The sequence below is a fragment of the Desulfitobacterium dichloroeliminans LMG P-21439 genome (assembly GCF_000243135.2).
Lineage (GTDB): Bacteria > Bacillota > Desulfitobacteriia > Desulfitobacteriales > Desulfitobacteriaceae > Desulfitobacterium > Desulfitobacterium dichloroeliminans.
This window is the reverse complement of the sequence record NC_019903.1, coordinates 2,104,576-2,116,498: the sequence shown is the minus strand read 5'-3', so window position 1 is coordinate 2,116,498 and position 11,923 is coordinate 2,104,576. Positions and strand designations below refer to the sequence as shown.

The 11,923-nt window shown below is 42.8% G+C and carries 11 protein-coding genes and 1 other RNA gene; 10 read left to right on the top strand and 2 right to left on the bottom strand.

Annotation, left to right across the window (positions count from 1 at the left end; translation table 11 throughout):
• Positions 1-48: 48 nt before the first annotated feature.
• A non-coding RNA gene (gene ssrS / locus DESDI_RS09975) (6S RNA) lies at positions 49-227 on the top strand.
• Positions 228-287: 60 nt separating this feature from the next.
• The gene (locus tag DESDI_RS09970; protein ID WP_015262488.1) at positions 288-950 is read left to right on the top strand and encodes a histidine phosphatase family protein; all 663 of its coding nucleotides are present in this window, start codon (positions 288-290) and stop codon (positions 948-950) included.
• Between the two features lie 58 nt (positions 951-1,008).
• On the opposite strand, the gene DESDI_RS09965 is transcribed toward DESDI_RS09970, so the two are convergent.
• Positions 1,009-2,055, bottom strand: coding sequence for a phospholipase D-like domain-containing protein (locus DESDI_RS09965; protein WP_015262487.1), 1,047 nt, complete (start codon positions 2,053-2,055; stop codon positions 1,009-1,011).
• Positions 2,056-2,451: 396 nt separating this feature from the next.
• The gene (locus DESDI_RS09960) at positions 2,452-3,918 is read right to left on the bottom strand and encodes an ISLre2 family transposase (protein ID WP_015262486.1); all 1,467 of its coding nucleotides are present in this window, start codon (positions 3,916-3,918) and stop codon (positions 2,452-2,454) included.
• A 194-nt stretch (positions 3,919-4,112) separates the two neighbouring features.
• On the opposite strand from DESDI_RS09960, the gene DESDI_RS09955 reads away from it, so the two are divergent.
• The 8 genes from DESDI_RS09955 to surE all read left to right on the top strand — a co-directional run bounded on the left by DESDI_RS09955 (position 4,113) and on the right by surE (position 11,821).
• The gene (locus DESDI_RS09955; protein ID WP_015262485.1) at positions 4,113-6,440 is read left to right on the top strand and encodes a M28 family metallopeptidase; all 2,328 of its coding nucleotides are present in this window, start codon (positions 4,113-4,115) and stop codon (positions 6,438-6,440) included.
• A 61-nt stretch (positions 6,441-6,501) separates the two neighbouring features.
• Positions 6,502-6,744: a YkuS family protein gene (locus DESDI_RS09950; protein WP_015262484.1), complete on the top strand. Its 243-nt coding sequence runs from the start codon at positions 6,502-6,504 to the stop codon at positions 6,742-6,744.
• Between the two features lie 197 nt (positions 6,745-6,941).
• Positions 6,942-8,222 carry a class I SAM-dependent rRNA methyltransferase gene (locus DESDI_RS09945; protein ID WP_015262483.1) on the top strand — a complete coding sequence of 427 codons (1,281 nt, stop codon included), beginning with the start codon at positions 6,942-6,944 and terminating at the stop codon, positions 8,220-8,222.
• A 64-nt stretch (positions 8,223-8,286) separates the two neighbouring features.
• Positions 8,287-8,748, top strand: coding sequence for a Fur family transcriptional regulator (locus DESDI_RS09940; RefSeq protein WP_015262482.1), 462 nt, complete (start codon positions 8,287-8,289; stop codon positions 8,746-8,748).
• A gap of 166 nt (positions 8,749-8,914) precedes the next feature.
• The gene (locus DESDI_RS09935; RefSeq protein ID WP_015262481.1) at positions 8,915-10,066 is read left to right on the top strand and encodes a tetratricopeptide repeat protein; all 1,152 of its coding nucleotides are present in this window, start codon (positions 8,915-8,917) and stop codon (positions 10,064-10,066) included.
• 170 nt (positions 10,067-10,236) lie between these two features.
• Complete coding sequence (gene folE, locus DESDI_RS09930) at positions 10,237-10,809, top strand: GTP cyclohydrolase I FolE (protein ID WP_015262480.1); 573 nt, start codon at positions 10,237-10,239, stop codon at positions 10,807-10,809.
• A 62-nt stretch (positions 10,810-10,871) separates the two neighbouring features.
• Complete coding sequence (locus DESDI_RS17645; RefSeq protein WP_015262479.1) at positions 10,872-11,045, top strand: YpmA family protein; 174 nt, start codon at positions 10,872-10,874, stop codon at positions 11,043-11,045.
• A 14-nt stretch (positions 11,046-11,059) separates the two neighbouring features.
• Positions 11,060-11,821, top strand: coding sequence for a 5'/3'-nucleotidase SurE (gene surE / locus DESDI_RS09925; protein WP_015262478.1), 762 nt, complete (start codon positions 11,060-11,062; stop codon positions 11,819-11,821).
• Positions 11,822-11,923: the final 102 nt, after the last annotated feature.

Sequence of the window (11,923 nt, the reverse complement as noted above, 5' to 3'; positions counted from 1 at the left end):
TCCAGCTCTTACATGGTGTTTTTTTTAGCTTAAGTGATATAATGAAAATGTATCCTGCGTTGTTCGTAGAATATCTTGGTTTTGATCCTATTTATGACACGGGAGCTGTCGTGATGAATCCTGTACATCAGGCCCCACTTGTAGGGGAAGGTGGAAAGATTTATCCGGGTACCCACCTGCGAGAGCAGGGTCAGAAACCTGGAGTTTTACGGCAAGGCGGGGATGGTAGGGATTTTCCCTACCATTGTTTTTTATTCTAATAATTAAAAAATCCACAAGGGGGCTATATGATTAAGATCATTTTTACTCGACATGGTGAAACCCTCTGGAATATTGAAGGCCGCGTTCAAGGAGCAATGGATTCACCTCTTACCCCAAAAGGAGTATTGCAAGCACGCAAGCTCGGTCAGCGTCTCCAAGGAGAAGGAATTACGAGAATCTATTCCAGTGATTTGCCTCGGGCCCAAGCTACGGCTGACGAAATCAGGCAGGAACTGAGCTTGCAGGAGGTTATGATTCATCCTAGTTTGCGTGAATTATCCTTCGGAGAATGGGAAGGTAAGAGCTGGTGGGAGTTGCGGAAGCTCCATCCTGAACTGTTTACGATTTGGGATAAAGGGCCTCATCAGATCCAGATTCCCGGAGGGGAAACGATGTGGGAGGTAACCGACAGAGCTTGGCACTTTATTCAAGAACTTCCACGACTCCATGCGGGTGAAACACTTTGTATCGTCACTCACGGTATGACCCTGCAGTTGATTGTTAAGAAAGCACTAGGAATTCCAGTAGAACAGTGGGAAGATGTTCCTTGGCAACATAATACGGCTGTTAATATTTTTGAGTTTTATGATGATGGTCATATTAAACCCTTGGTGCTCGCTGATCATTCTCATTTAGATGATGAAATTAAACCTGCCAGTGGTTTCACCACAAAGAACAAGCCAGAATAGGATGCCTCCTATCTGGCTTGTTGCTTTTCGTATCCTGTACATTTTCTATCTCGGCTTCTTAGGAAGGGTTCTGAGGGGGAGAAGTAGGGGAGCTTTTACCCCAATCTTGGTCATAGTGCATAATCAATTCCTGGGTAGCGTTGGGCGAGGGAACAGTAAGAGAGAGCTCATGGTTCATAACAAAGGCTTTGTATCCCCATCCAGAGCTACTAAAGATAAAGGTATTACCATCAAATATCCCATAATTCAAATCCAAGGGAGCCTGAGCTTTCGAATCGTAATAGCGAAGCTGCACTCCAGCTTCCTTAAGCTTTTGTAAAGTTTCAGGATAGCTACTGGGCATGATACCAGAATCGAGGATCAACTTCACATCTAAGCCCTTTGCGGCAGCTTCGACGAAGGCATTGACTATCTCTGTATCAGTCGCATGAGACACAATGGCCCAGATGGTTTTCTCGCTGTTCTTGATCTGATCAAGAATCTGATTTTTAACATTAACATCAGCAGCCACGATGATATTATCTTCCCCTAAATCAGTATCTTTGGGAATATCCAGGGAGAGGGTCGTAGTAAAAATCCAATCGCGATTAAATACGTTAGCTAGCTTCGCTACTGAACGCCCTGTTAAATTAACGGCTAGATGATGAGTGTTAAATCCATCGTTGGTCCAAGGGAATGAATAAATGATAGCATCCTTTAAATCAACAATAAGGAACTTGACCTCATTCGTTTGACCTTTTTGGGCAGGGTAATATTGAACAGAGATGTTCTGACTTTTAAACTCATTTAAGGTTGATTTATTGGCTGTTTCAAATTGGTCGAGGAGAATTCGAACTTCTATGCCGCTCGATGCCTTCTTGATGATTAATTCCTTGATAGCTACATCAGAGAGTACCTTTTGCTCGATGTATATTGACTTTTGGGCAGAAGAAATTAGCTCTAGGGTTCTATCGCGGACAGTATTACCGTCAAAATACAAGGCTTCGGCGGCAAGATTGGAGATGGGAGCATCGTCATCTTTTACAAACAGGTTCTTAATATTTATTGAGCAGCCTGTAAGGAAAAGGCAAAGTATCAGGATGATAGGTAGAAACCGTTTCCTCATAAGTTCTTCGACTCCTAAGTAATTTTAAAGCACTCATCTCAATTTACTATGGTTCAAAAAAAATTTTGAAATTAGAAACAGTTGAGCCTTCCATAACATTATAGCATAAAGAGCTCAGTACAAAAAATCTGGTTGGCATAGAGTTGGTGTCAAGTAGACGTGGGCAAAAATTCTATTCCTCGTAGTTGTGTAGATACGTAATAAAATCCCTTTATTTTCAGAATGCAGTCCAACTCTGGGGTAGACTTGACATGGGACCCCACGGCGGATGCTTCCATGGGTCAAGGCATGGGGCTCACAAGATGTATTCCTTTGGGGTAGGCCCCATCCCCCTGATTTAGGGTAGCATCAACCGCCCCCATGTCAAGTCTTGATCTGGGGTCTTTTGGTTAAACCTTACCGGTAGATCATCTCGCTAAATGTTTTGAGATTGAACATATTGCGAATGACTTTTCTTCCGTTTGTTACTGAACAGTTTGTGTAGGGCAGTTCTCCTCTATGTAGCGTGTATATTGACTTCTTAACAGCCTTCTTCAGTCCGCTTTTGCTATTCGTTATTGTTTCTACAAAGCGCTCAGCGAACCGGTCCGGGAGCTTTCCTGACACTAGGGCTGCTATCTTTTCCTTGAAGCCTTCTCCCATTTTTAAAGCGATTATTTTGGAGAGATGGGTTGCTCCTTGTTCGCTCCAGCTTTTTGCTCCTTTCATGCGGGAAGCGAAGACCCTCACTTGCCTTTCCATCGTGCCTAAATTCCTGTATTCTAAGCCCTCAGGGGCTTTGGGTAACGTAATATCTTCTCTGTCCTTATAGGGTACTATCCCGTCAATATTATTTCTTATGTAGCTTTCTAGTCTACTCAGTTTTTCTACCTCTTTAGCTACTCCGCCGCTTTCATATTTGAGCTCTTCAAGCTTCTCGAATACCTTTTCAAATTCTCCTTTCTTAAGCCATTTAAGGAGGGTTCTTCTGGCCTTTTTGTCCGATACATTTCGGGTGACTGCTTGGGCAAGATGAAAGGGGTCGAGTTGAAATTTATCCGTTTCTTGGTCATGATCTCGTCTTATCCAAGATGCTCCATCTCCATTTAGGACCCGATAAACAATTTCATCGACATTGTAATTCTGAGATAGTGTCGCATCTCTTAGTTCTTTCATCTCTTCAGCTTTCATGTAACCTGCAAAAGCCATTTTACCCACGGTTTCATACTCTTTGGATGATGGATATCTTGGCTTCCAGCCTTCATATGTGACGCTGATCTTAAGCTCTTTTCTCCCTCTGGAACTTCCCTTTTCTCTGCTCTTTCCTTGCATGGATAACCACAAGCCATCTGCTTCCTCAAAGAGAATGGGAACTTCTTTGCTCCCGCTTAATTCGTTTTTCTTAAAGGAGTCCACCCGTACCTTTTCTGCTTCAATTTGTTTTTCTCCCACGGCTTGAACGATGTTCCAAACTCCCTGGTGACTTATGGTTTGATTCGTTAAGGTTGAAACTGCTTGTGCTACCTCTCGGTAGGACATTTCACAACTGTATTCCAGGATTTTCTCTACGAGATTGGGAGACATAAATCCTATTGTTTCCATTCCCAAAGCTTCATCCAAAAGATAAACATACTCCTGACTGCCATCGTCTTTGGCTTTCCTATATATTGCTCGATCGACTGGCACTTCTCCCATCAGGGTCTTTATTGAGGTTGACTTTTTACCTCTATGCCTTAGAACTGCTTTATCCCTGCTCTCTGCAAGCTCGGCATCCATTTCTTCCAGAAAATTTTGGAGGAGCAGTTTGGCAACCTCACAACCTATTTTATAAAAATCTTTCTCAATATCCTTGAATGTTATCTTTTCTTTGGTTAAACTATTCATGTCACGCACCCCTGTATTTTGTTTGTGTGGTAACTACAAACTACAAGAAGTTCGTGATTTTGGGAAGAGTTTTTTTAGCTCTTCCCCTATTTTTTTGCTCTTTTGCCTACGATAATTTTACTCTAAGTGGCATAGAATTTCCCCTTTTCACATAGACATACTCAAGTACAGAAATGAAAAGGGGCAGGATCTTGATGAGGAAAAATAGACATGGATTTCTCTTGTTAGTCATAATCCTGTTTGTATTTTGTTCATTAACCATTAAGGAAAGTATAACGCCACAAGCTGGGCATGTCGCTTCGACACCAGTCAGAGGGGTAGCGGAATTTTCAGCAGATAAAGCCTATGAACATATCCGTCATTTATCGGAAAATATTGGACCTCGACCAGCCGGAAGTAAAAATGAGCAGAAGGCCGCCCAATATTTATATTATATTTTAGAACAAAATGGCTGGAAGGTAAGGGAGCAGCCCTTCAGCAAAATTGTGGTACCTAACAACCCCTTGAAGCCTGAGCATAAAATACAAGTGATTAATAGCCGAAATATAATTGCCGAGTTACCGGGAAAGCGACCAGAGACGATCCTTCTCGGTGCCCATTATGATAGTGTCGATGTGTCAGCTCCCGGAGCCATTGATAATGCTTCGGGTGTGGGTGTGTTGTTGGAAATCGCTAGGGTATTAGGAAAGCAAGAGCACGAGAAAAGCTACCAAATTGTTTTTTTTGGAGCAGAAGAGAGTGGGCTGGTTGGTTCTAGCTATTATACTGCTCAAAGTGATCTGTCCGCTATCCAGTGGATGTTGAATCTGGACATGGTGGGCATCCCTTTAGAGATAGACATAGCTGGAAAGACCTCCACTCCTCCGGAGTTGGTTCAACAAGTAATAAGGATCGTTCGTCAGGAACAAATTCCTTTCCATGTGAGCCGAGATTTTGCAGTAATGACTAGAGAGGGATCTCAAGGGGGAAGTAGTGATTTTAGTCCTTTCTTAGATCAAAGCATTCCCGCCCTGGGACTTGGTATCGCGGGTCCTGCCGATGGATCTTACCATCGCCCCGAGGATCGTATTGAGAAAGTCACCCTCCAGAGCTTGGAAACCATGGGTCAATTGATATCCAAGCTTGTCGAACAGGTTGCAGTGACTGGTAGTGGTCAAAAGAGCTGGGATACTTATTACATGCCCTTCCAATTGGGCTCCTACCTGTTCATTATCCCGACCCTTGGGTTAAGAATTCTCTTTGTTTTGGGCGTTTTCTTGACTATTTTCACGATTGTGCATAGCTTAAGAGCAAAGGAGTCACTGTTCACAGGAGATGTTAAAGGATATTTGTTTATGGGGATAGGAATTCCCTTGGCCGCAGTATTGGTTAGCTTAATGAGTGGCACAGGGGAGTGGCTTTGGCAGCTCATCAAAGGAAGAATGTTTATTTGGCAAGCTTATCCTGAGGTGTTTTTAGTTCTAAGAATTATCTTGGTTGTCTGTTCTATGCTTATCGCCTTGCGGATTCTGTGTAGTTTACCCAGACTAAAGGAGGGAAAGCTTTATTGGTTAGTAGGAACGGTGCTGCTCCTGCTTCTGACGATAGTGCTAGGACTTTACCGGATTGATTTGGCGTTTCCGTTCCTCTTTTGGCTCATCTGCTTTAACCTGTTACTCTATTTCCCGAGCATAATTTGGGTGTTGATCGGGCCATACTTTATTTATCGAACGCATTGGGAGCTTTTAAATTCTCAACAATGGTCAAGTTTTTATGAAACTATCCATGTCTATCCCCTTCTCTTTAGCTTGTTGTATGGCATGCTCTTAATACCTGTTCTTTTTGGGGCAATGTTTGCCATCGGGCAAGGTAATAGACCTTGGGACAAGGTTCTTCAGCGCTTGTCTCTTCCGGCCCTTGTTTGTTGTATGAGCATTATCCTCGGTGCTGGATTGATTCCTAGTTATAACAAAGTCCATCCCCAGCCAATCCGGGTCCAAACGATTTGGACTGCTGCGGAAGGGGTGAAATTAGGAATCTCCAGTAGTGATACCCTCCCCCCTAATCTAATCAAAGGGCTGGATTCCAAAGGATTAAGGCTAGGAGAAGACCGTAAAAATCTCGAATTACCCATACCTGACGAAAAAGCTCCCTTGCAGGCGGAGGTCTCCGTCTCGGATACGGGCGAACGTATTTTGAACTTCAAACTGGCTATGAAATATAGTCGTGATCCCTATAGTGTGAGAATCAAGTTAGAAAGTCATAAGCCCTTTACTATCCTCGAGATGGATGATTTTGTACCAGTGGCAAAACTCCCTCGCAAAATTTCCTTGGAGGGAAAGGAGCATAAAGGGGCTTACTCCTTGATTTTAGAACGAACTCCACCTCATCTTGGAGCCATACAATGGAAAATAGGAGCCACAGGAATTGTTCGCTGTAGTGTGGAGATTCTCTTGGCAGACCCCTCACCCCGCTATCTCATCGAGATTCCCCAAGTCTCACCAAATTATGAAGAAGTATATCTTGACGTTTTTGAATTTTAATTGCCAATTTCCTCGGCATAGATTGTCAAAGTTATGGAAGAATAATGGTGAGGAGGTTGATATGATGTACAAAAAGATTGCTGTCGAAGATGGCCTCACCAATGTATTACAGGAATTACATACGGCCGGATTCCATACCATGCCCTTAGAAGACGATGTATTAAGAAATGTAAGTGCTATTGTAGTCAAAGGAGATGGAACTGATATTTTGGCTGAGGAAGCGAAATTTCGGGTGCCGGTGGTTCATGCGGCGGGGCGAAGTGCCGAAGAAATCGTGGAGATTTTGCGAGACCGTTTATCTTAAAACGTAAAATTACTTTGAGGAAAGTATAAAAGCTTTCCTTTCTTTAATTTTCGCGGTATATTTTAAAGAGAATATTAAGACTTGAAGATGGTTCTCAATCTTAGCTGCGTTAGAGAATCATAGTTGAGCTATATCTAAAAAACGAAAATGGTTAAGGTTTTTCCATTGGAATACCTAAAGAAAGGTCGGGCACTCCATTGACAGATGTAAAAGTTTTTTTAGTAGCCAATCGCCGAAAAAGATTGGAACAAGGACATCCTTGGATTTATAAATCCGAGATTCAAAGGATTGAAGGGGAGGCGAGCGCTGAACAGGATCTCGTACAAGTCGTCAATCATGCGGGATTTTTTCTCGCCCAAGGCTTTTATAATGCCGACTCTCAAATTGCGGTTCGGATCGTTTCTTATAATCAGGAAGAGAAGATTGATCAAGAATGGTTTCTCCAGCGGGTTAGGCAAGCCTGGTCAAGACGAGAAAGGCTCTTACCCGAAGCCAGCTCCTGTCGAGTCATCCATAGTGAGGCGGATTTTCTCCCGGGAGTGATTGTGGATAAATATGAGGATATCCTGGTCGTGCAAATCCTTGCGAAAGGGATGGACAAAAGGAGAGAATGGCTGTATTCTGCCCTTAGACAGGTCTTTACCCCTCGTGGGATCTATGAACGTAGTGATGTGCATGTACGCGAATTAGAAGGGCTTGAGCAAAGAGCGGGTTTCATTGGTGAACCCTTTGATACTCAAGTCACGGTCGTGGAAAACTCGTTAAAGATTACTGTAGATGTTGCTGAAGGTCAAAAAACGGGATATTTTTTTGATCAGAGAGAGAATCGAGCCTCCCTTAGGTCACTGATGAAGGGCTGGGGGTTGAGGAACGGGGTAACTCTTAGGGAAAGTATTCCCTTTGATCAGCGGGGGAAAGAAATTAAAAATCCATTCTGGGATGGAGCAGAGGTTTTGGATTGCTTTTCACATACCGGCTCTTTCATGCTTCATGCTTGCTTATATGGGGCTAAAAAGGTAACCAGCGTGGATATCTCGGCTAAGGCTATTGAAATGGCCAAACACAATGCTTTGCAAAATGGTTTTTTGCATCGAGCGGATTTTGTTCTTGCCAATGTGTTTGACTATCTACGCGAACAAGTAAAGGAGGGAAACTCCTGGGACGTGGTCATCTTGGATCCTCCAGCCTTTACTAAGAACCGCAAGGCCTTAGAAGGAGCTCTCCGCGGTTATAAAGAAATTAATTTGCAAGGCTTAAAGCTTGTTCGTCCCGGCGGAATCTTAATTACCGCATCCTGCTCCCACCATCTTAGTATGGATAAATTTTTGGAGATGGTGCAAAGTGCGGCAGTGGATGCCAAAAAGATTTTAAGGCTGATTGAGATTCGCCGTGCTGGGGTGGATCATCCTGTGCTTTTAGGAAGTCCTGAAACAGATTATCTTAAGTTCGCCGCTTTTGAAGTTTTGGACCGTGGCTAAATTGGGTAGTACAAGTGCGCAGGACTCGAAAATTTGCAATGAAGTGATGATGGGGGAGACGCGGGTGTTTAAACTAGAAGAACGTAAAGATGAGTATCAGAAAATATGTGATCTTTTACGTCATCATTCCTATAAATTAACCCCACAAAGACAAACCATTTTGAAAGCCTTTTTAGAACATGAGGATCAACATCTGAGTGCGGAAGATACGTTTATGATGGTTAAGCATAACTATCCTGATATTGGGCTAGCCACTGTCTATCGGACTTTAGACCTTCTAGCGGAGCTGGGCATCCTCCAGAAAAATGATTTTGGCGATGGTCGAAGTCGCTATGAATTTAATCGTCAAGATGAACATCATCACCACCACCTAATTTGTGTTCAATGCGGTGAGGTTTCAGAGTTCGATGAGGATTTGTTAGAATCCTTAGAAGCTCAAATCGAGAAACGCAATGGTTACCATGTCATAGACCATGATCTCAAGTTCTATGGTTATTGCGAGAAATGTAAGAGTGCGTTAGACTAACGCGCTTTTTGCTTTATCATCACGATTCTTAAGGCCAAAAACTAAGATTACGTGGGATCCTTTGGATTCAAGGCATGATTTGACGGATGTTTTAGGGAGTTGAAAGAAGGAAAATTATTCCAGTCGCTCGAAATATACACAAAACGAGGTAAAGGAGCGACGCCTTATGTTTCCTCTAGCAACAGAAAAAAATGCGCTAAGAGAATATTCATGGCTTACCCGTCTGAAGAATTCCTCTTGGCTATTTAGCGGCAAAGACAGTAGATCCATGGAACAGTGTTTGGTGCTGTTGCAGCAAGATGCGGACAAGCCCCAATTTGATGTCGTTAAGCAAGTTATTGACCCGCAGGCTTATCAAGAAGCCCGGGATTATTTAGAACGAATCTGGGGTAGGTATCCCAGCAATGAGGGAGAAATTCAATATTTAATGGCTCGCTGCTATATGGGCCAGGGCTTGATTCAAGAAGCCTTAGTATGCTTGAATAAAATATTGGCTGCATCACCAGAACGTTCAGAATGTCTCGAGTTACAAGCAGATTGCCTATTGGAAAAGGGGGATTGGCAGGGAGCTGCTGATGCTCTGAGTAAGGCCATTCGGACCAATCCAAAAAAGGCAGAAACTATTTATCGTCTAGGAACAATCTATTCCTTACATGGCGAAAATCACGAAGCTTTATGTTGTTTCCAAGGGTGTTGCGAACTGAAGCCGCACAACTCTCTTTATTGGGAAATGAAAGGAGAGACACATCTTCAATTAGGGCAGATGTCCCAAGCGATTTTCAGTTTTGAAAAAGCCCTTCGTTACGATTATTATCCGGATCTTAAAGCGCGTTTAGCTTATTGCTATATCCAAGTCAATGAACATAAAAAGGGAATACGCTTATATCGCCAGGTTTTAAAACACGATCCCGCTCATTATGATTCTTTATGTAACCTTGCGGCTGTTTACCAAAACCTAGGTCAATCACTTGAAGCGCTGCTACTACAAGAACGGGCTCATAGTTTATGTCAGAATGACCCCGTTTTACTCAATAACATGGCTTATACCCTTGTTCAGTTGGGAAGAACAAGAAAAGCTACGGAATATTATCAAGAGGCACTTCACTTGGCCCAAGCGAATGCGGTAATTTTATATAACCTAGCCGTCTGTTATGCGCAGAAAGGGAATTGGGAGGGCGGGATTGAGATTCTCAATCGTTTATTGAAAATTGACCCGGAGCATTCCGAAGGGTGGGCGTTGCTCGGTAACATCTATGATCACCTTTTAGATTATGAATTAGCCGTCGATTGCTATAACAAGTCATTAAAATTAGCGTAAAAAATAAGAAGGCTTTAAGCCTTTTTTCTTTTTCTGATTTCTAGTTGCCTTTTTTTGTAGATTTGTTATGATTTGCTAGGAGAATGAATAGCAGTCTGCTAAAATATAGGGCAAGTATCTTATTTTTCTTAGAGTGATAATTCCGATAATTTATCCCTACGGGAGGAGTAGTGGAGAACTTGAGTATTGATTTAGAAAAGATTGAAGAAGCGGTAAAGATGATTCTGGATGCGATTGGCGAAGATCCCCAACGGGAAGGATTATTAGACACGCCCAAACGAGTTGCCCGAATGTATCAAGAGGTCTTTTCCGGAATTCATGAGGATCCCAGCCAACATTTAAAGGTGCAGTTCTCCGAAGATCATGAAGAAATGATCATTGTCAAGGATATTCCGGTGTATTCTATGTGTGAACATCATCTTGTTCCCTTCTATGGTAAAGCCCATGTGGCCTACATACCTCGCAAAGGAAAGATTACAGGTTTGTCAAAGATTGCTAGGGTAGTTGAAGGGTATGCTAAACGACCGCAGCTACAAGAGCGTTTAACTGGGCAGGTTGCGGACTCCGTGATGAGTATGCTCAATGCCAGAGGGGTACTTGTCGTCATTGAAGCAGAACATATGTGTATGACCATGCGCGGAGTTAAAAAACCGGGTTCACGGACCTTGACTTCTGCAGTACGGGGGATTTTTAAAACCAATGAAGTGACTCGTGCCGAAGGGTTTGCGCTCATAAAGCAATAATGCTAGTAATTAACTCAGCTGTTTCTGGCAACGAGAAGGCTTAAGGCTAAAGGAAGAGAATTATGGATAGAAAATCGGGAAAGATAGAGCTCATAGGAACCCAAAAACTTAAAATGAATGCAGAACTCTACAAAGTCGTAGATTTTCTGAACAAGAATCTTAAAGAACATCAATTAATGTTTGGGCTCAGCAAGAAAGAAGATACTATGACTATTTCGGTATATGAAGTAGAGTAATTTGGAGTGTAGCAATGCATATTTTATTGACGAATGATGATGGCTATTTTGCCCAAGGGCTGCAAACCTTATATTCAGTCCTCGCGAACGAAGGATATCAATTATCTATCGTAGCGCCGGATAGTCAACGATCGGCCACAGGACATTCTATCACCTTATTTGAACCCTTATTTATTACCAAGCACCCACTTGAACATGGAACTGGATATGCTGTCAGTGGTAAGCCTGCGGACTGTGTAAAATTGGCCATCCAAGGAGATATTATTCCGCGGCCGGATTTGGTGATTTCAGGGATTAATAATGGCCCGAATTTAGGTACGGATGTATTCTATTCCGGGACAGTTTCTGCTGCCATGGAAGGAGTGCTGCTGGGAGTACCTGCCATAGCAGTTTCTTTAGCTGCCTTTTCTGCTTCAGATTATAAACCGGCTGCTGATTTTGTGGCGAAAATCCTGCAAGAACCCAACGTATTCAGCTCAGACTTACTCAATGTTAATATTCCACCCCTGTCCGAAAACGAATGGAAAGGGGTTCGCATCACTAAGCTTGGTAAAGCTGTCTATGAAAATGTCTTTGAACATCGAAAAGCCCCCTATGGCAAGGAATATTATTGGCAGGCAGGTACTGTATCACCGGAAATGGATCAAGAAACAGACCTTTATGCTATCCACGAAGGCTATATCTCATTAACCCCAATGCACAGTGACTTAACCGATTATAAGAAACTCAAACAAATGCGTGAGGGTCTTGCTTCTTTTAACTTCACAAATGAATAGGAGTACAGACTTGCTGTACTCCTTTGCTTGATTTAACACCGGACTAACCCGCCCTAAATCCCCCTATCGGCAGTGGTGGTAAAGGGCGGTTAAGTCCAGTAG

Excerpts from the sequence above, each read along its gene's own strand:
- DESDI_RS09970 (WP_015262488.1), top strand. The coding sequence starts at position 288 with ATGATTAAGATCATTTTTACTCGACATGGTGAAACCCTCTGGAATATT.
- DESDI_RS09965 (WP_015262487.1), bottom strand. The coding sequence starts at position 2,055 with ATGAGGAAACGGTTTCTACCTATCATCCTGATACTTTGCCTTTTCCTT.
- DESDI_RS09960 (WP_015262486.1), bottom strand. The coding sequence starts at position 3,918 with ATGAATAGTTTAACCAAAGAAAAGATAACATTCAAGGATATTGAGAAA.
- DESDI_RS09955 (WP_015262485.1), top strand. The coding sequence starts at position 4,113 with ATGAGGAAAAATAGACATGGATTTCTCTTGTTAGTCATAATCCTGTTT.
- DESDI_RS09950 (WP_015262484.1), top strand. The coding sequence starts at position 6,502 with ATGATGTACAAAAAGATTGCTGTCGAAGATGGCCTCACCAATGTATTA.
- DESDI_RS09935 (WP_015262481.1), top strand. The coding sequence starts at position 8,915 with ATGTTTCCTCTAGCAACAGAAAAAAATGCGCTAAGAGAATATTCATGG.
- DESDI_RS17645 (WP_015262479.1), top strand. The coding sequence starts at position 10,872 with ATGGATAGAAAATCGGGAAAGATAGAGCTCATAGGAACCCAAAAACTT.
- surE (WP_015262478.1), top strand. The coding sequence starts at position 11,060 with ATGCATATTTTATTGACGAATGATGATGGCTATTTTGCCCAAGGGCTG.